This is a genomic window from Niveispirillum sp. CC-CTL257 (assembly GCF_059489915.1).
The window spans coordinates 550,805-572,683 of sequence record NZ_JCAJXE010000001.1 but is presented as its reverse complement, the minus strand read 5'-3'; the positions used below and the strand labels follow the sequence as shown (position 1 = coordinate 572,683).

At 62.6% G+C, this 21,879-nt stretch carries 19 protein-coding genes; 12 read left to right on the top strand and 7 right to left on the bottom strand.

Annotated features, from left to right (window positions below; all coding sequences use genetic code 11):
- Positions 1–6 precede the first annotated feature (6 nt).
- Positions 7–1,035 carry an aspartate-semialdehyde dehydrogenase gene (locus ABC729_RS02780; protein WP_495606135.1) on the bottom strand — a complete coding sequence of 343 codons (1,029 nt, stop codon included), beginning with the start codon at positions 1,033–1,035 and terminating at the stop codon, positions 7–9.
- A gap of 153 nt (positions 1,036–1,188) precedes the next feature.
- Between ABC729_RS02780 and ABC729_RS02775 the strand changes: the two genes are divergently transcribed.
- The 3 genes from ABC729_RS02775 to ABC729_RS02765 all read left to right on the top strand — a co-directional run bounded on the left by ABC729_RS02775 (position 1,189) and on the right by ABC729_RS02765 (position 3,285).
- Positions 1,189–1,524 (top strand): Mpo1-like protein, encoded by a 336-nt coding sequence (locus tag ABC729_RS02775; RefSeq protein WP_102111713.1) that lies wholly within the window; start codon positions 1,189–1,191, stop codon positions 1,522–1,524.
- 44 nt (positions 1,525–1,568) lie between these two features.
- Complete coding sequence (locus ABC729_RS02770) at positions 1,569–1,829, top strand: hypothetical protein (protein ID WP_488964369.1); 261 nt, start codon at positions 1,569–1,571, stop codon at positions 1,827–1,829.
- 166 nt (positions 1,830–1,995) lie between these two features.
- Positions 1,996–3,285: a pentapeptide repeat-containing protein gene (locus tag ABC729_RS02765; RefSeq protein WP_495606134.1), complete on the top strand. Its 1,290-nt coding sequence runs from the start codon at positions 1,996–1,998 to the stop codon at positions 3,283–3,285.
- A gap of 58 nt (positions 3,286–3,343) precedes the next feature.
- Here ABC729_RS02765 and ABC729_RS02760 read toward each other — a convergent pair whose 3' ends face one another.
- Together ABC729_RS02760 and ABC729_RS02755 are read right to left on the bottom strand one after the other, a co-directional pair.
- Entirely contained in the window at positions 3,344–5,344 is a 2,001-nt protein-coding gene (locus ABC729_RS02760; protein ID WP_495606133.1) for an MAC/perforin domain-containing protein, read from the bottom strand.
- Positions 5,345–5,581: 237 nt separating this feature from the next.
- Complete coding sequence (locus ABC729_RS02755; protein ID WP_495606132.1) at positions 5,582–6,340, bottom strand: GNAT family N-acetyltransferase; 759 nt, start codon at positions 6,338–6,340, stop codon at positions 5,582–5,584.
- A gap of 259 nt (positions 6,341–6,599) precedes the next feature.
- Here ABC729_RS02755 and sdhC point away from each other — a divergent pair, with 259 nt between their 5' ends.
- The 5 genes from sdhC (at position 6,600) to ABC729_RS02730 (ending at position 12,117) form a co-directional block, all read left to right on the top strand.
- Complete coding sequence (gene sdhC / locus ABC729_RS02750) at positions 6,600–6,998, top strand: succinate dehydrogenase, cytochrome b556 subunit (protein ID WP_495606131.1); 399 nt, start codon at positions 6,600–6,602, stop codon at positions 6,996–6,998.
- 8 nt (positions 6,999–7,006) lie between these two features.
- On the top strand, positions 7,007–7,405 hold the full coding sequence (gene sdhD, locus ABC729_RS02745; protein WP_495606130.1) for a succinate dehydrogenase, hydrophobic membrane anchor protein: 399 nt from the start codon (positions 7,007–7,009) through the stop codon (positions 7,403–7,405).
- A gap of 4 nt (positions 7,406–7,409) precedes the next feature.
- The gene (gene sdhA / locus ABC729_RS02740; RefSeq protein ID WP_495606129.1) at positions 7,410–9,200 is read left to right on the top strand and encodes a succinate dehydrogenase flavoprotein subunit; all 1,791 of its coding nucleotides are present in this window, start codon (positions 7,410–7,412) and stop codon (positions 9,198–9,200) included.
- Between the two features lie 25 nt (positions 9,201–9,225).
- Entirely contained in the window at positions 9,226–10,008 is a 783-nt protein-coding gene (locus ABC729_RS02735) for a succinate dehydrogenase iron-sulfur subunit (RefSeq protein WP_495606128.1), read from the top strand.
- Positions 10,009–10,173: 165 nt separating this feature from the next.
- On the top strand, positions 10,174–12,117 hold the full coding sequence (locus ABC729_RS02730; protein WP_495606127.1) for a S9 family peptidase: 1,944 nt from the start codon (positions 10,174–10,176) through the stop codon (positions 12,115–12,117).
- A 12-nt stretch (positions 12,118–12,129) separates the two neighbouring features.
- Here ABC729_RS02730 and ABC729_RS02725 read toward each other — a convergent pair whose 3' ends face one another.
- The 3 genes from ABC729_RS02725 to ABC729_RS02715 all read right to left on the bottom strand — a co-directional run bounded on the left by ABC729_RS02725 (position 12,130) and on the right by ABC729_RS02715 (position 13,658).
- The gene (locus ABC729_RS02725) at positions 12,130–12,474 is read right to left on the bottom strand and encodes a hypothetical protein (RefSeq protein ID WP_495606126.1); all 345 of its coding nucleotides are present in this window, start codon (positions 12,472–12,474) and stop codon (positions 12,130–12,132) included.
- Between the two features lie 149 nt (positions 12,475–12,623).
- Positions 12,624–13,124 carry a GAF domain-containing protein gene (locus ABC729_RS02720; RefSeq protein ID WP_102111720.1) on the bottom strand — a complete coding sequence of 167 codons (501 nt, stop codon included), beginning with the start codon at positions 13,122–13,124 and terminating at the stop codon, positions 12,624–12,626.
- An 81-nt stretch (positions 13,125–13,205) separates the two neighbouring features.
- A complete protein-coding gene (locus ABC729_RS02715) occupies positions 13,206–13,658 on the bottom strand; it encodes a MaoC/PaaZ C-terminal domain-containing protein (RefSeq protein WP_495606125.1) in 453 nt (150 codons plus the stop codon).
- Between the two features lie 167 nt (positions 13,659–13,825).
- Between ABC729_RS02715 and ABC729_RS02710 the strand changes: the two genes are divergently transcribed.
- Positions 13,826–14,551, top strand: a complete 726-nt coding sequence (locus ABC729_RS02710) for a class I SAM-dependent methyltransferase (RefSeq protein WP_495606124.1) — start codon at positions 13,826–13,828, stop codon at positions 14,549–14,551.
- A gap of 46 nt (positions 14,552–14,597) precedes the next feature.
- Here ABC729_RS02710 and ABC729_RS02705 read toward each other — a convergent pair whose 3' ends face one another.
- Positions 14,598–15,170, bottom strand: coding sequence for a septation protein A (locus ABC729_RS02705; RefSeq protein ID WP_495608630.1), 573 nt, complete (start codon positions 15,168–15,170; stop codon positions 14,598–14,600).
- 141 nt (positions 15,171–15,311) lie between these two features.
- Between ABC729_RS02705 and ABC729_RS02700 the strand changes: the two genes are divergently transcribed.
- From ABC729_RS02700 to ABC729_RS02690, 3 genes are all read left to right on the top strand, one after another.
- Positions 15,312–16,286, top strand: coding sequence for a magnesium transporter CorA family protein (locus ABC729_RS02700; RefSeq protein ID WP_495606123.1), 975 nt, complete (start codon positions 15,312–15,314; stop codon positions 16,284–16,286).
- Between the two features lie 196 nt (positions 16,287–16,482).
- Positions 16,483–19,443, top strand: a complete 2,961-nt coding sequence (locus ABC729_RS02695; protein WP_495606122.1) for a tetratricopeptide repeat protein — start codon at positions 16,483–16,485, stop codon at positions 19,441–19,443.
- Between the two features lie 492 nt (positions 19,444–19,935).
- The gene (locus ABC729_RS02690) at positions 19,936–21,813 is read left to right on the top strand and encodes an ABC transporter ATP-binding protein (protein ID WP_495606121.1); all 1,878 of its coding nucleotides are present in this window, start codon (positions 19,936–19,938) and stop codon (positions 21,811–21,813) included.
- Positions 21,814–21,879 lie beyond the last annotated feature (66 nt).

The following is a 21,879-nucleotide window of genomic DNA, read 5'->3' as shown; positions in this document are numbered from 1 at the left end:
CCACAATCAATCCGCCGGGCCGATATGCCCGTCGCGGATCATCACTTCGGCGATCTGTACGGCGTTCAGCGCTGCACCCTTGCGCAGATTGTCGGCCACAATCCACAGGTTCAGGCCATTTTCGACGGTGCTGTCCTCGCGGATACGGCTGACGAAGACATTATCCTCACCGGCCACTTCAACCGGGGTCACATACCCCTCATCCTGGCGATGATCGACGACGGAGATACCGGGGGCGGCGCGCAGGGCGCGGCGGGCCTCGTCGGCGGTGATGGGGTTCTCGAACTCGATATTCACCGATTCCGAATGGCCGATGAACACCGGCACGCGCACGGCGGTGGCCGACACCTTGATGGCGGGGTCCAGGATCTTCTTGGTCTCCACCACCATCTTCCACTCTTCCTTCGTCATGCCATCGTCCATGAAACTGTCGATGTGCGGGATGACGTTGAAGGCGATCTGCTTGGTGAACTTCTTCTTTTCCACCGGATCGTTGACATAGATGGCGCGGGTCTGGGTGAACAGCTCGTCCATCGCCTCCTTGCCGCCGCCCGACACGGACTGATAGGTGGAGACGACGACGCGCTTGATCTTGGCCAGATCATGCAGCGGCTTCAGCGCCACAACCATCTGAATGGTGGAGCAGTTGGGATTGGCGATGATGCCCTTCTTGCGCCAGCCGGCCAGATGATGCGGGTTCACCTCCGGCACCACCAGCGGGACATCGGGGTCCATGCGGAAATGGCTGGTATTGTCGATCACGCAGGCACCGGCGGCAGCGGCCTTGGGCGCGAACTGGGCGGAGATTTTGGCACCGGGCGAGGACAGGACAAAGTCCGTGCCGGCGAAGTCGAAGGTGGCAAGGTCGCGGACCTTCAACACCTGATCCTCGCCAAACGACACTTCATGGCCGGCGGAGCGTTCAGAGGCCAGGGCGACCACTTCCGACACGGGGAAATTCCGGTCAGCCAGCGTCTGCAGGATTTCCCGGCCGACATTGCCCGTGGCGCCAACGACAGCGACCTTGTAACCCATTTTCCCGGCCCTCAATTCCATAGGTGATAAGGCGGGGCAGCGCGAAACTTCATTGCGCCTTGACAAGCCCCAGCGAACGCTTTGACTTATGCGCTGGGCGTCCCCTTGGCAAGAAAATGACATAAGCGCCCATGTGGCGGGAGGAATGCAGCCATGGCACAGCGTGAGTATCAGACGTTCGAGGCCTTCTGGCCCTTCTATCTGCGCGAACATTCCAAGAAGGTGACGCGCGGCTTCCACTATGTCGGCAGCGCTATCGCACTGGGTTTCCTGGCGACCTTCGGGGCCACCATGGACCCGCTCTGGCTGATCGGCATGCCCTTATCTGGCTATTTCTTCGCGTGGTTGTCCCATGCCCTGGTGGAACATAACAAGCCCGCCACCTTCACCTATCCGCTCTGGTCACTGATCGCCGATTACCGGATGTTCTTCCTGTTCGTGGCGGGCCGGTTGGGGCCGGAATTGCGCCGCGCCGGGATTGATGGTTAATTCCCCCTGACCTTTCCCGACCCAAAGCCCTAAGGAACGCGCGCGTGCCGTCCATTCAGGAGATCATCGCCCAGTCCATCAAGGACGCCGACAAGTCCTTCTTCAATGAGGACTATATGAAGCAGGCGAAATCCGTTGTGGATGCGCTGCGCAAATCGGGGCTGGAGGTAGTGCCGGTGAAGCCGCCGGATGAGCTTGTCACCTACGCGTCGGAGAACATTCCCTTTGGTCGGCTGCGGCCCACGGATTTCATCCGCACTATGTATTCCGTCATGGTCGCCAACGCGCGGAAGTTTGTCAGTTAACCTGCCATTGACAACGCTGTTTTGCGACTGCGAAGCAAAACGAAAAGCTGTGGATATGATCTTTTGGCATTCATACTTTGGTGTGCAAGCCGAAAAAGCTCTGGCATAGTGCCCGCGGGGCCTTGCGGCCCCATCCCATACCAGCGATAGGGAAGGCAGCGCAGGCTTGACGGCGGAAGCGGCACAACCGGCGGAACCGGCATGGCGACGCCCCTCGACAGAGGAGCTGCTCGAAGCCCTGCGCCGCCATGTCAAGCTGATGGAGGGTCGCATCGGCGGCCAGCGTGCGATCTTCGTTCTGTGCGATCTGCGCGGCGTCAACCTGTCCAACATGGATCTGCGTAGTGCTGAACTGACCGGATCGCGCTTTGATCAGGCACAGATGGTGAAGACGCGGCTGATCGGGGCCAATCTGTTCGCCGCCGACCTTCGTCTGGCCAATTTGCAGCAGGCGGACCTGTCCAAGGCCGATATGCGCGGCATCACCATGCGCGGGGCCGACCTGACCAAGGCCAAACTACGTGACACCGATGTGCGGGAGGCGGTGCTGGCCGTTTATCGCGGTGGCAAGCCCCTGCCCCAGGCCTTTGACGGACGCATCCCCAACCTGGCCGCCGTCATCGCCAACAATGCCGATTTCTCCGGCTCCAAGATGAACGGGGCCATCACGCTGAAGGCGGACTTCACCGACGCCAATCTGCGCCATGTCGATCTGCGCGGGGCCGATCTGCGCGGGGCCAATTTCAAGGGCGCGATGCTGGACGGCGCCAACCTGCAGGGTGCGCAGTTGCAGGAGGCGGATTTTGCGGGTGCCGTCCTGACCGACGCCATCCTGCGCGACGCTCTGGCCGAGGGGGCGAATTTCCGGGGTGCCATCCTGGACCCCCACGCCATGAACGATCTGAAGCGCACGGGCGCGCTGCTGCCCGGCACCATGGACGGGGCCGAACCGGTGGAGGCCTTGCTGGCCGCCCATGCCGACTGGGTGGTGACGGCGGGGCGCAGCGGCAAACGCGCTGATTTCAGTGGTCGCGACCTGATGGGCGTGGACATGCGCGGTCGCAATGTGACGGCGGCGAAACTACCCTATGCGCTGGCCCGCCGCTCGCTATGGACCAATGCCTGCATGGTCATGGCCGATCTGGAATGCACTGACATGCGCGATACCCAGATGGGCAGCACCGATCTGCGCGGTGCCAATCTGGAACGCGCGCATCTGGGCGGGGCCTTTCTGCAGGGGGCCAACCTGACACCGCTGGTCAGCGCCGACATGCCCGACCGCCGCTGGCCCACCCGCCTGTCCGGCGCACGTTTTCAGGGCGCCGACCTGCGTAATGCCGACCTGCGTGGCGCGGTGGCACGGGGCACTGACTTCACCGGTGCCGACCTGCGCGGGGCCAAGCTGGACGGGGCCGACCTTGAGGGCGCCATCTTTGCCCAGGCGCGGCATGATTGAAGGGGCCCGTCCCCCCGCCCTTCGCGGAAGGACAGGGTGACAGGCCCCTTCAAGCGGCTCAGTTGCCGGCCCATTGCGTCGGGTCGGTCGGGTTGACCAGCGGCACCCAGCACAGGGCGACCGATGGCTGGGCGAAGACGTAGCTGAAGGTCACATTATACGACCATCCCTTCGGCACGGGCACAACAGCGCTGTTGCACCCCAGCCAGGTATCGGCACCGGGATAGAAATTGATCGACGCGGCCGCCATGGTCGCATCGGTCCCCAGCGCCGTGCCCGCCGGCCCCATCTCAATCGCGCCGAATCCGATGGTCTGATCGCATGACCTTCCATCAATCAGCAGGATCAGGAACCCGTCGGTCTGCACATTCTGCACGGTCAGGGGCAACTGGCCAGGCTGCGTCTGGCCATAGGCCAGCATCTGCTGCGCCGGCTGGAAGGAAAGCACCCCCGACAGGGGCGTCCATTGCGCCGCATAGGTGACGTCGCCGAAGGTGGTTTCGCAGGTCACCGTGAAGGTTTCGCCATTGCAGATGGGAACCAGCACGCTTTCCTGCGGGTAATGCACATCGTCGCCGGGATAATAGTGAATGGAGGCCGCCCCCCGCAGCACGCTGCCAACCGTGACGGCGGCAGAACCGCGCGCACCACTGCCGCCACGGAGCAGTGACACCAGCAGGAAACCGTCGCTGGCCGCCGTCTGGGTCAAGGGGGTGCCGGCAGATATCGTCAGGCTGCTGGACGCGCCCAGAACAGCGGCCCCGCCATCCGCCTGGCCCAGGGCGAAGCTCTGGAACAGGGCATCCGGCGGGTTGCCGAAGGTCGTGGTCTGCGCCAGTTCCGCCCGCAACCCTTTCTGCACCGGCAGCGCCAGACTGGCCGTATTGGCATAGCGCTGGTCCTGGTCATAAAGATGGCCGGAGGCATAGGCGCAGGGCACCGCCATGCCATCTGCCGGGCCGACAGAGCCGGTGGTGTAGCCGCGGGCACCATTCACGGCATAGTTGGTATAGGCCACAAGGATCGTGTCCACATCATACTGGTTCAATGTCGATGCCGCGACAGGGTCGGGCGTGCTGATATGTGGCGTATTCAGATAAACCCGCGCGGCGGCATCCATCGTCGCGACCTTGGCGGTGGCATCCGGCCCGGTGATCAGCGCCGACAAGGGCAGGATCACCGGCGACAGCCCGGCCGTGCCCAGGCCCAGCAGCAGCACGGGATTGTCATAGCAGGAGGGGAAGAACGCCGCCGGCTTGTCCGGCTCATAGGTGCCGCCAACCGCGCTGGTGGTGGATGACATGTCGTTCTGATACTGGTCCAGCCATTGGCTATCACTGTAGCTGGTGCTGGCACTGCCCGTGACCTTGCCGATCTCCGTCTCGAACGAGCCGGAGATCGCGGCCTGAAGTTTCATATGGTCGGCGGTCTTGACCACGCTTTTGGAGATGGTGGTCGCCTTGGCCATGAACCCGCCAAAGACGCCGGAAACCAGGAAATAGGTCCCGTATTTCTGGAAAAAGCCGGCATAGGCCTGATAATCGCTGCTGGACCCGATTGTGGCCGGCAGTGCCGCCAGATCGGCGGTGAAGCCGGACGTCAGCGACGCCTGTGCCGCGCTGCAATCACGCCGGACGCTGTAACATTGCTGGGTGGCGAAGGTCAGGAAATATTCCTTGGTCACATCGCTGAAAAAGCTGGCACCATAGGTCAGGCTGCTGGAAAAACTGCCAGAATATTTCTGACCATCCAACCCTGCCGACACCGATACAGAGAATGAATATTTGAAATCGGATACGGTCCGCATGAAATGTTCGGAATTACTATAGCCGAACTGGGTGCGTTCCAGAAAGACCACCCCGTCGGGGATGGAACAGGTGACGCCATTGAACTGGCCCTGGGCACCATTGGCATAGGTCAGTTGAAAGATCGGCTGCGTCAGGAACGACGATTTCAGCGGATCAAAGCCGTTCGTCAGATACGGCGTACAGTTCGGCGGCGGCAGAGGATTAGGCAAAGCGGGAGCGACCGCGGAAGCGGCTGAGGTTGCAATAGACATGGTTGTTCCTTTCCAACGGCAAAGACCAGAGGCGGCTTTGCTGCTTGAGTGCCGTGCGGATAAAGAAAAGCGGTTCACATTCACATTCTGTGGATGTGCTGAACGACCGCCTTGTCATGAGACGGGAGGAAAGTAACATTAACCTTGCGTTTACGCAATCCAATTTACATTAAATGCATATGACTTTTATTCGACCCACCAAGAGGAGGCCTGCATTTTATGCAGCGCCCGCCCAGCTCACCCCAGCTTCGCATAGGCGTAATCATAGAGATGCTGGAACCCCAGTCGGGCATAGAGCGCCAGGGCCGGGGCATTGGCGGCACCCACCTGGAGATAGGCACCCACGGCCCCCTCCCCCACCGCGCGGGCCAGCATGTCGGTCATCAGACGGCGCGGCAGGCCCTGTCCGCGCCGGTCGGGCCGGCAGGCGACCTTGTAGAAGCCGACCCATCCCCGGTCCAGCACGGCCAGACAGGCCGCCACCGGCTCCCCATCCTGCCACAGGGCGGCGAAGCGTGGCCGGGCGGCGATACCGTTCAGGATGGACAGCAGCGCCGGCATCTCCGCCTCGGGCACCGGCACCATGCGGCGATAGGCATCCATCCAGGCCTGGTCCAGCCTCTCCTGCACCCGCACCGCCGCATCGGGCGTACCGGACGGAATGCCGTCCAACGACCGGAAGAACACCCGGCTTTCGCTGGCGATGCGATAGCCCCGGTCGGCCAGCCGGTCGCCCAGGTCCGGCGGTGACAGGGGCGTCAGGCGGAATTGCGGCGGCAGCCCCTGACGGCGATATTCCGCCTCTACCATGTCGATGGTGGCATCATCAATGGTATGCAGTGGCACCACGGCATTGGCGGAATTGGCCCGCCCCGTATGGCCGCCTGCGAAATACAGCGCCCAGCCCTTATGGATGATGCGGCGCGGTGCCGGCCATGCCGTCATCGACAGATCTTCCAGCAGGGCGATATCGTCAATGTGATCGGGCGACAGCATGAATCGGTATCCTCGGGCGACAAAAACAGCCGGCAAACATGCTGCCATGCTGAAAAACAGGTACGCCATGCCAAGGTCGGGGGGCGGTCACAACGAATACCGCACTGCCGAAGCGTTGACGAGACCGGGGGTTCGGCGTAAGTCACTCGGGCGATTTCTTTGTCTCATAAGCCGCCGGTGGTTCCTTCACCGGGCGTCAGCTCCCTTGGCGGGGGGAGGGCGCGGGCAAACCCCGGCCAGCACCAAGGACGAAAGAGAAATGACCGACACGCCTGCGGCCAAGCGGCAACGGCCCTTGTCCCCTCACCTGCAGGTCTACCGGCTGCCCTTGCCGGCCCTGACCTCCATCGCCCACCGCATCACCGGCGTGGGGCTGACCGTTGGTACGCTGCTGCTGGTCTGGTGGCTGGTCGCCGCTGCGGCCGGCCCGGATGCCTATGCCACGGCCAGCGGCTTCATCGCCTCGCCCATCGGCCTGTTGCTGATGTTCGGCTGGACGGCGGCCCTCTGGTACCACCTGCTGAACGGCCTGCGCCACCTGATCTGGGATGGGGCAAGGATGCTGACGCTGGAACAATCCTATTCCAGCGCCAAGCTGGTCATCGGCGGCGCCATCGTGGCGACCGTGGTGACCTGGGTCGTGGCTTTCGCGGTCTGACGGGGGACATGATGGCCAACGATACCAACAGTTTCCGCACGCCCATCGGCCGCGCCCGCGGCCTGGGTTCCGCCAAGACCGGGGCGCAGGCCTGGCTGGGCTACCGCATCGCGTCCGCCGCCCTGGCGGTGCTGACCATCCTGTTCATCATCCTGGTGATCAGCCTGATCGGCGCACCGTATGAGGAAGTGGTCGCTACCTTCAAGCAGCCCTGCCCGGTCATCCTGACCGTCCTGTTCCTGGGCTTCCTGTTTCATCACGCCGCATACGGTATGCAGGAAATTTACGAGGACTATATCCACGGCAAGCTGGCCAAGGTCGTCGCCATCGGCGCCACCAAACTGCTGGCCCTGGTGCTGTTCCTCGCTGGCGCTTTCGCCGTCCTGAAGATCGCTTTCGGAGCCTGACATCATGGCGACCGCTTACAAGATCATCGACCACGAATATGACGTGGTTGTCGTTGGTGCCGGTGGTGCCGGCCTGCGCGCCACTTTCGGCATGGCCGAAAAGGGGCTGAAGACCGCCTGTATCACCAAGGTGTTCCCCACCCGCAGCCACACCGTGGCGGCACAGGGCGGCATCTCGGCGGCCCTGGGCAACATGGGCAATGACGACTGGCGCTACCACATGTACGACACCGTCAAGGGGTCGGACTGGCTGGGCGACCAGGACGCCATCGAGTACATGGTGCGCGAGGCCATCCCCGCCATCATCGAACTGGAACATCAGGGCGTGCCGTTCTCGCGCACCGCTGAAGGCAAGATCTACCAGCGCGCCTTCGGCGGCATGACCACCGAATATGGCAAGGGTCAGGCCTACCGCACCTGTGCGGCGGCGGACCGTACCGGCCACGCCATGCTGCATACGCTGTATCAGCAGAGCCTGCGCCACCATGCCGAATTCTTTATCGAGTACTTCGCCCTCGACCTGCTGATGGACGAGGAAGGCGTGTGCCGGGGCGTGCTGGCCTGGAACCTGGATGATGGCACCATCCATCGCTTCCGCGGTCACCAGACGGTTCTGGCCACCGGCGGCTATGGCCGTGCCTATTTCTCCGCCACGTCGGCCCATACCTGCACCGGCGACGGCGGCGGCATGGTGTTGCGCGCCGGCCTGCCGCTCCAGGACATGGAGTTCGTGCAGTTCCACCCCACCGGCATCTACGGCTCCGGCTGTCTGATCACCGAGGGTGCGCGCGGTGAAGGCGGTTACCTGACCAACAGCGCGGGTGAGCGCTTCATGGAGCGTTATGCCCCGTCCGCCAAGGACCTGGCATCCCGCGACGTGGTCAGCCGGTCGATGACCATCGAAATCCGTGAAGGGCGCGGCGTCGGTCCCAATAAGGACCATATCCACCTGCACCTGGAGCATCTGGCACCGGAAGTCATCCATGCCCGCTTGCCCGGCATCGCGGAAAGTGCCCGTGTGTTCGCCGGCGTGGATGTGACGAAGGAGCCGATCCCGGTTCTGCCCACCGTTCACTACAATATGGGCGGCATCCCCACGAACTATCGTGGCGAGGTCATCCGTCCCACCGCCGACAATCCCGATCAGGTCGTGCCCGGCCTGATGGCGATTGGCGAGGCGGCCTGCGTGTCGGTGCACGGCGCCAACCGCCTGGGTTCCAACTCCCTGCTCGACCTCGTCGTGTTTGGCCGCTCTGCCGCCATCCGCGCGGCGGAGATCGTGCAGAAGGGCGCCCCGCACAAGACCATTTCCAACGACAGCACCGACAAGGCGCTGGCCCGTCTGGACAAGGCCCGCTTTGCCAAGGGCGGCACCCGCGTCGCGCATCTGCGCCTGGAAATGCAGAAGATCATGCAGAATAACTGCGCGGTCTTCCGCACTGGTGAGGTGCTGGACGAAGGCGTGGAGCTGATGAAGAACGTCTGGGCCAAGCGCCCGGATGTGCAGGTCAGCGACAGCTCCATGATCTGGAACAGCGATCTGGTGGAAGCGCTGGAACTGGACAATCTGATGTATCAGGCCGTCGCCACCATCAATTCCGGTGCCAACCGCAAGGAATCCCGTGGCGCCCATGCGCGTGAGGATTACAGCGAGCGTGACGACGAGAATTGGATGAAGCACACCACCGTCTGGGTGGATGAGACGGGCAAATCGACCATCGATTACCGCCCGGTTCATCTCTACACCCTGACGAACGAGGTGGAAGTGTTCCCGCCGAAGAAGCGCGTCTACTAAGTCACGATCTGAGAGGGCTTCATCCATGGCTGAATTTACCCTGCCCGCCAACTCGAAGGTCGTGCCCGGCAAGACCATCAAGTCGGCCTCTGCGGATGCCAAGCGCACCCGCACCTTCCGCATCTATCGCTATGACCCTGACTCGGGTGAAAACCCGCGTGAGGACAAGTACGAGATCGACCTGGACAAGTGCGGTCCGATGGTTCTGGACGCGCTGATCCACATCAAGAACGATGTGGACAGCACGCTCACCTTCCGCCGTTCCTGCCGTGAGGGCATCTGCGGCTCCTGCGCGATGAATATCGACGGGCGCAACACGCTGGCCTGCCTGAAGCCGATTGGCGAGGTGAAGGGCGACGTCAAGATCTACCCGCTGCCGCATCAGCCGGTGGTGAAGGACCTTGTCCCCGACCTGAACCAGAATTACGCGCAGCTGGCCTCCATCAAGCCCTGGCTGCAGACGCAGAGCACGGCCCCCTCGCGCGAACGGCTGCAAAGCCCGGAAGAGCGGGAAAAGCTGGATGGTCTCTACGAATGCATCCTGTGCTTCTGCTGCACGACCTCCTGCCCCAGCTACTGGTGGAACGGCGACCGTTACCTGGGTCCGGCGGTGCTGTTGCAGGCCTATCGCTTCATCGCCGACAGCCGCGATGAAATGACAGGTGAACGTCTGGACGCGCTGGAAGACCCCTTCCGCCTCTATCGCTGCCACACGATCATGAACTGCACCCAGACCTGCCCCAAGGGTCTGAACCCCGCCAAGGCCATCGCCGAAATCAAGAAGCTGATGGCTGCCCGCGCGGCGTGATCGGGGCGCAACCGGTAAAGAAACATGAACCCCGCTGTCCGAAAGGATGGCGGGGTTTTTCGTTTACCCGCATGGCGGCGGTTACCACAACCGAACACCCGCATTGAGAGTGTCATAGACTTTGTTTACCATGTTGGTGTTGTCAACCTGACATGGATCGACCAGATGCGCTGCCTGTCCGCCTTCGTCGCCGCCCTGCTGCTTGGCGTCTCTCCGGCATTTGGCGACGCACCCGTCCCGCCACCGCTGGAGGCTTTCGCCCGGTTGCCGGCCATGGCCCAGCCGCAATTGTCGCCTGACGGGCGGCATCTGGCCTATCTGGCGGCTTTGGGCGGCACACGCATGATCGTGGTGAAGCCGCTGGATGGCGACGGCAAGGAACGTGTGATCGCCCCGGACAAGGGCGAATTAGTGGGGTTCAGCTTCCCCAAGAATGACCGGCTCGTCATGACGGTACGGACCGCGACCGATCAGGCATCCAGTGCCGCCCGGATGGGAACCGGCGTCTGGGTCAGTCAACAGGCAGTAGAGGTTCAGCGTTTGGTTTCCGTGGACCTGCAGGGTGGCAATACCCGCATGCTGTCGCCCATCGGCAATCTGTCGGATTTCTCGCGCGCCGGCTATCCGGGCGGCATTCTGCATCCCCTGCCCGACAGCCCGGACGAGGTGGTGATGATGGTGCAGGAGGATGCCGGCTCCTACCCCTCCGTTGCCCGCGTCAACCTGCGCACCGGTGACCGTGTCACGCTGCAAAAACCGGTGCCACAGGTCTTCTACTGGACAGTGGGGCCGGACGGAAACCCGGTGGCAGGAGTACGGATCCGGGACGAGAAGGACATCCTGCTGGTGCGTGATGACAATGGCTGGACCGAAACCGTCAGCGCGCGCTTCGCCGCCAAAGAGGCCTTGGTGCCCTTGTCGCGCACGGATCAGCCCGACCGCGTGCTTGTCCTGGCAAAGCATGAGACAGATACGGTCGGGCTTTATCAGTTCGACACCAGGGAAAAGCGCCTGTCGGATCGTGTCGGGGATTGGTCGACGGATGTGACGGGTCTGATGGGCCTTCACGGCTCCATCGTCGGGGTGCGGTTGGCCGGCGACATGCCTGGACAGGCGCTGTTCGACCCCACCCTGCAATCCATTACGGCCAGTGTGGACAAGGCAGTGCCGCAGACCCGTGAGCAGTTGCTGGACATGTCGCAGGACGGCGGGATGATGCTGTTCGCGTCCATGGCAGCAGGGCGACCCACCAGCTACATCCTCTTCAACACACGGGAAAAGCAGCTATATCCCCTGGGAAGCGGCTATCCAGAATTGCCGGTCGATAACCTGCCGAAGCGTTCTGCGGTCTCCTTCCCGGCCCGAGACGGTCGCGCCATTCCGGCCATCATCACCCTGCCCGTGGGCGTTCCGCCCAGCCGCCTGCCCTTTGTGGTGCTGCCACATGGCGGTCCGCACGCTCATGACGACCTGACCTTCAACTGGGTTGCGCAGTTCCTGGCCAGCCGGGGTTATGGCGTGATCCAGCCGAATTTCCGGGGATCGACAGGGCATGGCTATGCCCATTGGGCCGCTGGCCGTGGACAATGGGGTCGGGCGATGCAGGATGATCTGGTCGACGCCGCGAAATGGCTGGCGGATCAGCAATTGGCCGATGCCGGTCGTATCTGTGTCGCCGGTATTTCCTATGGCGGCTATGCAGCCCAGGTGGCGGCGTTTCGCGACAAGGAGACGTTCCGCTGTGCCGCCAGCATCAACGGTATATCTGAACTGGTCCGCATCTATGACAGCCGGGTCGATGACCCGCGTGACGATGTGAAGGACAGCCTGGGCGGCAACCGCACCGAACTGGGGCAGTTTTCACCCCTGCGGCAGGCTGACCGGGTCGGCCTGCCCCTGCTGCTGATCCATGCGGAGGACGATACCGTCGTCCCCTCGGAACAGTCGGTGCGGATGGCGGAGGCGCTGAAATCGGCTGGCAAGCCGCATGAACTGCTGCTGCTCCCCAAGGGCAGCCACTGGCTGACCGCCGCTGGGGATCGCATCACCATGCTGAAGAAGCTGGAAAGCTTCCTGGCGGAGCATCTGGGCCCCACCCATGGTGGCTGACGCCCGGTAACGTCAGTTCGGCACCGCCTGCGTCAGCACCCCGTCCGTGATGGTGCAGCGCAGGGTCCGGCGCTGCGGCGTCTCGAACGCGTCCTTGCGGCTGGCCATGGTGAAGGGCTGCTGCACCGTTTGGATATTGCCAATGGTGGACAGTTCCGGCAGGTCGAAGGCGATGCGGTAACGGTCGCCGAACGACCGGTCCACCTCGCGCCGGCAGATATCGGTGGCGGTACGGGGCGCACGGTAGTTGCCGTGCTCATACTCCCCGTCATTGACATTGATGGAACAGGCCCCCAGCAGCCCACCGGCGGACAGGGCCAGAAAGGCGAACGCGGATGCACGGACCAGACGCGACATGATGAAATCCCCCCGTTGGATCGAAACCGGGGGGATCATGAAAGGGCCGCCGGGGACGCCGCAAGCAGCGTTACCCCGGCGTTACCAACTGAATTCATTGCGAAATGGAAAGCATCCCGCACTGCGGAATTGTAACGCGATGGTGCCAATCACCCCGCCTTGGCCCGCACCTTGAACGTCATGCCCAGCACCGCCGACATCTGGTGCAGATACTTCACATCCGCTTCGGTCCAGTCCTTGATCACGCCGCAATGCTCACAGCACAGCACGGCCACCGGGCTGGTACCTTCCAGGATCACGAAATCCAGCAGCGACCGGATATCCAGCGGCGTGAAGTAGATCTCGTCAAAACAGGAGGTGGCGGGATGATGCTCGGCATCCGGGGCCACGATCTTCAGGTCGCGCTTGATGGCATCGAAATATTGCGGGAAATCATCTTCCGACAGGGTGACGCCGCTGCTGAAGGTGCCGTCACGGCTGTCGAACAGGCACTGGCTGGTGATGGCGTCCTTCACGCCATTGAACAGCCAGATGGAGGCACGGCTGGACCCGACATGCTCCACAATATCCTGACAGATGGCGCGATAGAGATCGTCCAGCGTATCCGGGTTGGCGCGAAAGGCGGTCAGGGCGGCGCGGGCGCGGTCCATGGTCGGCATCCTTGATTGCTGCGTTGCATCAAGTTTAACGCGCCGAATTGGAAAACACAGCCTATGCGGGCGTATAGGGCCTCAAGCCCGCGCCGCCACCAACCCCACAATATCAATCGACAGCACGACCTCGCCCGTCTGATTCCACATCTCCCGGCGGAATTTCACGATGCCCCGCCCGCCCTTGCGCGACGGGGTCAGTTCCAGGATCGTGTCGGTCAGGATCAACGCGTCCCCCGGCCTGACCGGCTTCTGAAACTTCAACTGCCAGTCAAAACCGCCCAGAAAGGCCCAGGGCCGGCCCTCCTTGGCCATGGTCTCATGCCCCAGGATATAGGAGAGCGAGATCGTGTAGCCGCCGCTGGCGATCAGGCCGCCGAAATGGGTCTGCGCCGCCGCTTCCTCATCCACATGGAAATCCCAGGGATCGTAGCGGCGCGCATAGTCCAGCATCGCCGCCCGGTCCACGGTCAGGGTGCTGGAGCGCTGCACCTCGCCCACGGCCAGATCATCGAAATAAGTTTTGGCCGTCATGGGGGCACCTGCTTGCACCATGGAGATATCGCTGGCTCCGGGAAATACGCCACCCCGCCCCCGCGACGCAAGGCCATCGCCCTCACCGGCGGCGCGGCTTTTGACATTGCTTAAGCTCCGCCGCCTGATTAACTTTCGGCGGATTGCACCGCCGCCGGAGAATAGTGATGACCAGCACCCGGAATTATTTCACCAATTATATGGGCCGGACCGACGATAAGCCCTTGTACAAGATGGCGCATTATGCCGGCGTCTATGACAATAAGTTGGGTCCCTGGATGGGGCAGAAGGTCAACTTCCTGGAAATCGGCGTCTTCAAGGGCGGGTCGCTGCGCATGTGGCGCGATTTCTTCGCGCCGAATTCAAAGCTGACCTTCATGGATATTGATCCGAACTGCAAATCCCTGGAAATTCCCGGCACGAATATCCGCATCGGCGATCAGTCGAACGTCCCGTTCCTGCTGGAAACCGCGCAGGAGGGCGGCCCGTTCGACATCATCGTCGATGATGGCAGCCATATGTGCGACCATCAGATCGTCAGCTTTCAGACTCTATGGCCGCATCTCAAGAATGGCGGCCTTTACATTGTCGAAGATGTGCACACCAGCTACTGGCCGGGTTTCATGGGCGGCCATCGCGCGCCCGGCAGCTTCATCGAGTTCGCCAAGGACCTGATCGACCGCATGCACAGCTGGTACACCGAGGATGATGCCGCCTTCCCCCTGCATCAGATGGCCCGCGAACTCGGCTCCATCAGCTTCCATGACAGCCTGATCTTCTTCCAGAAGGAACTGAAGCAGCCGCCGATCAGCATCGTGTCGCAGAATGGTGGCGTCAGCGGCTCCAGCAAAATCCTGGAAATTCGGGGCCGCAAGTCGATCTTCAAGCGCTGAAATTCACGACCTTGACCGTTCGGGCACCGGCACCACGCCCGAACGGTCAGCCGGCCTTGTCGCCCTGCGGCCCACCTTCTCCCTCCGCCCGCTGATGCTTCATGATCACCGGGATCTGGGCCATGGAGAAGGCAAGCGACAGCGGCATGATGCCGAACACCTTGAAATTCACCCACATTTCCGTGCCGAAATTCCGCCAGACGACCTCGTTCAGCACGGCCAGAACCAGGAAGAACCAGGCCCAGCGCACGGTCAGGATGCGCCACCCTTCCTCTGTCAGGTCAAGTGCCGCGCCCAGCACCACCTTCAACAGGTTGCGCTTCAACGCCATGCCGATGAACAGGCAGGCCGCCAGCAGCAGATTGACCACCGTCGGCTTGATCTTGATGAACAGCTCATCATTCAGCCAGAGTGTCAGCCCGCCGAACACCAGCACAAAGAAACACCCCACCAGCGGCATCACCGGCAGGCGGCGTTCCAGCAGCCAGTTGACGGTCAGTGCCACCACGGTGGCGACCATGAACACGCCCGTGCCGACCATCAGGCCGTAACGGGTGTTGATAACGAAGAACAGGGCGAGCGGCCCCGCTTCGAGGGCGAGTTTCAGCAGCGGATTCATAAGGCACAGCATGTACCTGGAACCGGCCCGCCACGCCAGCCCCGCGTTTCTGTCCCCCGCGACGAAAACGCCCTTCCCCAACCCCGTCGGAAACGGTAAAGCCGGGAAGGTCAGCAGCATTTGACGCGGGGGAGAGGGCCGATGATACGCGCCTACCGCATGATCGAAGGTCGCAATGAGCCATTGGACGGCGTACCGTCGGTGGAGGCGTTGCGACAGGCCTGCTGGATCGACCTGAACGCGCCCAGCACCGCCGACCGCCAACTGGTGGAACAGACCTTCGGGATTGAGCTGCCGACGCGCGAGGAGATGCGGGAGATCGAGCTGTCCAGCCGCGTCTATCGCGAGGCGGGCGGTGCCTTCATGACGGCCACGGTCCTCTGCCGCGCCGACGCGCCCGTGCCGGAGACGATGGACATCACCTTCGTCCTGACGGGCGACACCCTGATCACCCTGCGCTTCGATGACCCCAAGCCCTTCTACGGCTTCCATAATCAGGTGACGAAGCAGGGCGTGCGGTTGGACAATGGCATCTCGACCTTCCTGTCGCTGCTGGACGCCATCCTGGACCGCATCGCCGACGTGCTGGAGGGGGCGGGCCGCGATGTGACGGCGGTGGCCCGCGAACTGCTGATTGAGGGGCACCAGGGCCATCTGAATTCCGATCAGCAGCATCTGCTGCTGAAACGCATCGCCCGCGCCCATGACCTCACGGCCAAGGCGCGCGAAAGCCTGGTCACCCTGACCCGCATCATCGCCTTCACGGGCACGGTGCGCGAACTGACCAATGAAAAGACCCTGCGCGCCCGCCTGAAAACACTCAGCCAGGATGCGCAATCGCTGGCCGACTATACCGCCTTCCTCTCCTCCAATATCGCGTTCCAACTGGATGCGCTGCTGGGCGTGGTGGGGATTGAGCAGAATAACATCGTGAAGATTTTCTCGGTCGCCGCGGTTGTCTTCCTGCCGCCGACCCTGGTGGCCAGCATCTATGGCATGAATTTCCATTTCATGCCGGAACTGGACTGGCCCTTCGGCTATCCGCTCGCCATCGCCCTGATGATCATCTCGGTGATCGTACCGTTCCTGTATTTCAAGCGGCGGGGCTGGTTGTAACAACACCCGTCATGGTCACGCCCCCGTCGCCGCCCGCCGCCCCCAACCGCCTCCCCGGCAAAGGCCGGGGCCCAGGGGCCAAGCGCCCGACATCGCCGCCCCCAGCCGCCAAAGGCACCCCACCCCCACCATCCCCCAGTTGCCCAAAGCACCCACGCCGCATATCCTTGAGGAGTACCCCAGTTAAGGCGCTGCGATGGACATCATCACCCTCGGGCTTCTGGTCAAAATCGCCTTCGCCCTGTCCGTAGCGGACGATCTGACCGACGTGAAGAAGAAGCTGTGGGAAACCACGGGGGAAATTGCAGGCGCATGGCTGGACAAGGTTCTGAATCGCCTGCCCAGCGCCACACGCCAGGCGATGAAGACGGCGGAACGCCAGATCAAATCCCACCAGACCATGCTACGCCTGGACGAAAGCCGTCAGGAAGTTGCCCTCACCATCGCCGGGCACCTGCTCCGCGACCATGCGCCCAGCGCCACTGATATCGTCCACGCCGCCTACGACGCCGACACGCTAACCACCCAAATCCTGCGTAATGGTCAAACGATCCTGACCGAGATCGACGGGATGGAGGGGGAGAATGACGCCGTCCAGGCCGTCCTGACCATCCTACTGCGCCATGTCCTGACCCAGACCGATAGCCTGCAAGCCACCGAATCGCTGTGGCGGAAGGTGATGCAGGATGGACAGGCCGACATCCTGGCCGAACTGCGTCGCCTACCCGACGACCTGTTCCTTCGCCACCTCAGCAGCCTCACCCTGTTGCGCCCCAACGCGCCGAAACCGTTCCGGCAACGCCGCTCTGCCAACATCCTGCTGACCGCCCGCCACACCGACCTGCCGCTGCGCGGTCGGGAAACGGAGATGGATGACCTCTGGCAATGGGCAACGAACCGGAAGGAAGTGGGTGTACGCCTGCTGATCGGTCCCGGCGGCCACGGTAAAACCCGCCTTGCCCTGGAACTCTGCCGTCGGCTGGAGGCTGCGGGATGGCGTACCGGCTTCGCGGCGGATCGCTGGCCAGCCCTGTCCGACGCTGACCTTGTCCTGGTGTTGCCGCCTGACCGCCCCACCCTGATCGTGCTGGATTACGCCGCCAGTCGGGGGGCGGTGCTGTCCGCACTGGCCCGCCTTGCCCATGATTGGCCGAAGAACCCGGCCTTTCGATTGTTGTTGATTGAGCGGGAGGCTGGCGACTGGTGGTCAAACTGCCGGTCCCTTCCGGGTGCGCCTGAACATTTCTTTGCGGATGAGAAAATCTGTGAACAGGTGCCGATGCGCATTTTGGCGCTGCCTGACAATGGCCCAGCGGAGATTTATGCCGACGCCCTTTCTGTCTTCGCCATCTTGCTGCGCCGTGACATCGCCACCCTGAAATCGGCCCCGGATTGGCCCGCCGAACTGCGCCTGCCCCTGTTCGCGCGCGCCCGCGCCCTGCTGGCGGTGGAAGCGGCGGAAACCGACGGCCTGACCTCCGACAACATTCTGAACCAGTTGATTGATCGTGAAGAGGTTTTGTGGCGGCGGGAATTGCATGGCGACAGCAGCGACAACAGCCCCGCCATCCGCAGCGATCTGGACCTAGTGCGCCAGGCCCTGACCCTGCTGACCCTGTCCTCACCAACATCCGTCTGTGACGCCGACACCCTGCTATGTCGTTTGCCCCGCCTTGCCAGCCACAGCATCGAAACAAGAGAGCGATTGCTGAAGGCCCTGCGCCCACTCTATGGCGATGGCGACCTGCTGCGCGGGTTGGAACCGGACCTGCTGGGCGAACATCTGGTCTGGCGCACCGTCAAATCCCCCACCGATCCCCTGCTGATCGCCGCCACGGGAAATGAGGCCAGCGAGGCGCAGGCCCAAACCGCCCTGACTATCCTGAACCGTCTCGCCGCCCGCAAGCCGGACGCGGTGGAATGGCTACGCGCCATTCTGGACCGAAACTTCGACCGTTTAGCCGTGCCCGCCTTCCGCGTGGCGTTGGAACAGCCCTTGCCGATGGCCGCCGTGTTTCGGGGGGTGATGGGCCGGCTGAGTTTTGAACAGGCGTTGACGTTGTCACCCCTGCTGCCGGAGTACACGACCGAACTGCTTGAGATAGCGGTGGAGGTGGAACAACGACTGGTCGATTTACCCCTTCCAGCGGATGCTTCTGAGAGGTTGCAGGCTTTCAGGGCGGGCCGCCTGAACAACCTATCAATTCGCCGCTCCAACCTAGGGCAGCCCGCAAAGGCTTTGGCCGCAGCAGAGGAGGCGGTGGACCTTTATCACACACTGGTCAAAACGCGACCAGAAGTCTACCTGCACAACTTTGCAGCGTCCCTGAACACTCTTTCCAACCACTTATCGTATCTGGGACACCATGAGGATGCATTGGTGAGGGTGGACCAAGCCGTAGCACTTTACCGCACCCTCGCCAAACTACGACCCGGCGCCTTTTTGCAGGATTTAGCAATGGCCTTGAACAACCTTTCTAGCTGCCTTTCAGAACTGGGGCAGCTCGATAAGGCACTGGCGGCGGGGGAGGAGGCTGTCGATCATTACCGCAGCCTCGCCGAGTCACAGACCGATGCCTCCCGGTTCAATCTGGCAGTGTCACTGAACACCCTGTCTGCCAACCTGTCTAAACTAGGGCAGTGGGAAAAGGCGTTGATGGCGTCGCACCAAGCGGTTGGGCACTTCCGGAGCCTTGCCGAAACACAACCCGACGCCTACCTACCCGATTTGGCAATGGCCTTGAACAACCTGTCAATCAGCCTGTCCAGCCTTGGGCAGCGGGAAAAGGCGCTGGCTGCGGTGCAGGAGGCGGTGGTCATACGCCGCCCTCTTGCCGAAAAACGGCCCTATGCCTACCTGCCCGATCTGACAGGCTCCATTTCGATTCTGAGGGACTGTCTTCGGGCGGCAGGTAAATTTGACGATGCCCTTGCCGCAGCGCGGGAAGCGGTAAGTTTGCTGTTTCCGTTTTTTCGCAGCATACCTGCTGCCTTCGGCCGGCAGTTGGTGCTTTTCATTCGTGACTACACTCAAAGCGCCTATGAAGCCGGGCAGGAACCCGATCCCGCGTTGGTGGACCCTATCGTCGCCGCACTCATCGAACATGGGTTCCTCCCCCCTCCCGACGCCGAACCCGACACCCCGGCCCCCACCTGACGCACCAATCCCAACTACTGACTTCCCACCCCCATCCCTGCTATCCTCTCCCCATCAACGCCACCCTTGCGCCCACCCCGATCCGGCCTCCCCCAAAGGCCGGAAACGCCCGCTTTCTGCCGCCTTTGTTGGAGCCGTCCCGAATGAAACACGCGCCCTTTCCATGTTTCACAGGGTTGCGCAGGCACTGCTGCGCTCCCCGCCACCCTCACCACCACCGCCTCTGAAACCAACCCGCAAACCATGTTTCACAGGGTTGCACAGAACCCCGCCGAACCGTGGCACCCATCGCCCCATAGCCAGTGAAACATCACCGCGCCCCGTGTCTCACAATGTTTCACAGGACCGGGAACCGCCCCAACGCCCAAGCCCATTTGATGTGTGGCCCAAGTTTTTTCCCCGTTGACAGAATCCTAACCATACCGCATCACTTCCGATATCGGATGTATTGTGCGGTGCGGGGATGGCCCTGGGCCGGAGATGGGGTGGAAGATGTTTGCCGCCATGTTGCGCGCCGGGATGCGCGCGGTGCGTATTGATAGTCTGGAGCGTCAGGACCAGGATTTCGCCTGGGAAGATCAGGAGCAGCCAAAGCCCCTGTCGCCGAAGCCCTTTGCCTTCATGTGGGGCCTGATCCGGGAGAAATTCGCGGGCCGGCTGACCCTGATGGTGCTGGCCGTCTCCATCGGTCAGGGGATTGAGGCGTTTGAGCCCTATGCCCTGAAGGCCGTGGTTGATGCGCTCACGCAGGCGACCGGCGGTGCCCCTGCCAATGACGTGCTGGGTCTGGGCGTGATGGGCTGGTTTGTCATGCTGCTGGCCATCTGGCTCTCCAGCATGGGCATGTACCGCGTCTATCAGATTATCGATATCTACACCTCGCCCTCGATCCGGGCGCTTGCGCAGAAGCGGATGTTCGCTTGGCTGCTGGGGCACAGCCCCCGCTATTTCCAGGATAATTTCGCCGGCAAGCTGGGGCAGAAGATCAAACAGGGGGCCAATGCCATCCTGGGTGTGGTCGATATCCTGATGTGGGATGTGATCCGCGTCCTGGTGCTGCTGACCGTGGCGCTGGCCCTGCTCTGGACGGCATCGCCCGTCTTCTCTGCCGTGCTGGCGGTGTGGATGGTCGTGTATGTGGCCGTGTCGGGCTGGCTGGCCCGGCATTGCTTCACCCTGTCGGAGAAGATGAGTGCGGCGGTGTCCAGCTCTTCGGGCCGGATCATCGATGCCATCACCAATGCCGACCTGATCCGGGGCTTTGCCCGGACCCTGTTCGAACGGTCCTTCCTGGGGCATTACGTGAATGAGGAGCGGTTCCGGTCGCGCCGGCTGCGCTGGTTCCTGGTGGCCATGCGGCTGTTCCAGATGTTCTCCATCGTGGCACTGCTGGGCGCGCTGGTCTGGGTCGCCATCCATCGCACCCTGTCGGGCGGGATGAGTATTGGTGAATTCACGCTGGTCTTCACCCTGGCCTTTCAGATTTCCAACACCGTCTGGCACCTGTCCGACCGCATGCTGACCTTCTTTGAGGAGTTGGGCACGCTGTCAGAGGCGCTGGATCTGGTGTCGGCCCCGCATGAGATTACCGACACGATCGGCGCGCCGCCCCTGCGCGTGCGGGCCGGTGGGATTGAGCTGCGGGAGGTGCATTTCAGCTTCGGTGATGGCACCAAGGTCTTCAACGGCCTGAACCTGACCGTCAAGCCCGGCGAAAAGGTCGGGCTGGTGGGCCGCTCGGGCGCCGGCAAAAGTACCCTGGTCAAGCTGATCCGGCGTCAATACGACCCGCAGTACGGTCGCGTGCTGATCGACGGTCAGGACATCGCCCATGTCACGCTGCAAAGCCTGAACGAAGCGGTGGCGGAGGTGCCGCAGCAGCCGGGCGTCTTCCACCGGACGGTGGGGGAGAACATCGCCTATGGCAAGCCGGGGGCGACCCTGGAGGAAATCCGTGCGGCGGCGGTCAAGGCCCATGCGGATGAGTTCATCATGAAGCGTCCAACAGGGTACGACACGATTGTCGGCGAACAGGGGGTGAAGCTGTCCGGTGGCGAACGCCAACGGGTCGCCATCGCCCGCGCCCTGCTGAAGGACAGCCCCATCCTGGTCCTGGACGAGGCGACAAGCGCCCTGGACAGCGAGTCGGAACATCTGATCCAGGGTGCGCTCTGGACCCTGATGGAAGGCCGCACGGTCATCGCCATCGCCCACCGTCTGTCCACCATCACCGGCATGGACCGCATCCTCTATCTGGAAGGCGGCAAAGTGGTGGAAGAAGGCAGCCATCACGAATTGCTGGCCCTGGGCGGCCGCTACGCCCAGCTCTGGCACCGGCAGTCAGGCGGGTTCCTGGCGGCGGCAGAGTAAGTTCACACCTTACCCCGAAGCTGAGGCGGGGTCACTCGGAGGGGGCGGATCGACAGGGTCCGTCCC

Excerpts from the sequence above, each read along its gene's own strand:
- ABC729_RS02730 (WP_495606127.1), top strand. The coding sequence starts at position 10,174 with ATGCGCTGCCTGTCCGCCTTCGTCGCCGCCCTGCTGCTTGGCGTCTCT.
- ABC729_RS02735 (WP_495606128.1), top strand. The coding sequence starts at position 9,226 with ATGGCTGAATTTACCCTGCCCGCCAACTCGAAGGTCGTGCCCGGCAAG.
- ABC729_RS02715 (WP_495606125.1), bottom strand. The coding sequence starts at position 13,658 with ATGACGGCCAAAACTTATTTCGATGATCTGGCCGTGGGCGAGGTGCAG.
- sdhC (WP_495606131.1), top strand. The coding sequence starts at position 6,600 with ATGACCGACACGCCTGCGGCCAAGCGGCAACGGCCCTTGTCCCCTCAC.
- ABC729_RS02700 (WP_495606123.1), top strand. The coding sequence starts at position 15,312 with ATGATACGCGCCTACCGCATGATCGAAGGTCGCAATGAGCCATTGGAC.
- ABC729_RS02710 (WP_495606124.1), top strand. The coding sequence starts at position 13,826 with ATGACCAGCACCCGGAATTATTTCACCAATTATATGGGCCGGACCGAC.
- ABC729_RS02755 (WP_495606132.1), bottom strand. The coding sequence starts at position 6,340 with ATGCTGTCGCCCGATCACATTGACGATATCGCCCTGCTGGAAGATCTG.
- ABC729_RS02775 (WP_102111713.1), top strand. The coding sequence starts at position 1,189 with ATGGCACAGCGTGAGTATCAGACGTTCGAGGCCTTCTGGCCCTTCTAT.
- sdhD (WP_495606130.1), top strand. The coding sequence starts at position 7,007 with ATGATGGCCAACGATACCAACAGTTTCCGCACGCCCATCGGCCGCGCC.
- ABC729_RS02760 (WP_495606133.1), bottom strand. The coding sequence starts at position 5,344 with ATGTCTATTGCAACCTCAGCCGCTTCCGCGGTCGCTCCCGCTTTGCCT.
- ABC729_RS02690 (WP_495606121.1), top strand. The coding sequence starts at position 19,936 with ATGTTTGCCGCCATGTTGCGCGCCGGGATGCGCGCGGTGCGTATTGAT.
- ABC729_RS02725 (WP_495606126.1), bottom strand. The coding sequence starts at position 12,474 with ATGTCGCGTCTGGTCCGTGCATCCGCGTTCGCCTTTCTGGCCCTGTCC.
- ABC729_RS02780 (WP_495606135.1), bottom strand. The coding sequence starts at position 1,035 with ATGGGTTACAAGGTCGCTGTCGTTGGCGCCACGGGCAATGTCGGCCGG.
- sdhA (WP_495606129.1), top strand. The coding sequence starts at position 7,410 with ATGGCGACCGCTTACAAGATCATCGACCACGAATATGACGTGGTTGTC.
- ABC729_RS02720 (WP_102111720.1), bottom strand. The coding sequence starts at position 13,124 with ATGGACCGCGCCCGCGCCGCCCTGACCGCCTTTCGCGCCAACCCGGAT.
- ABC729_RS02705 (WP_495608630.1), bottom strand. The coding sequence starts at position 15,170 with ATGAATCCGCTGCTGAAACTCGCCCTCGAAGCGGGGCCGCTCGCCCTG.
- ABC729_RS02695 (WP_495606122.1), top strand. The coding sequence starts at position 16,483 with ATGGACATCATCACCCTCGGGCTTCTGGTCAAAATCGCCTTCGCCCTG.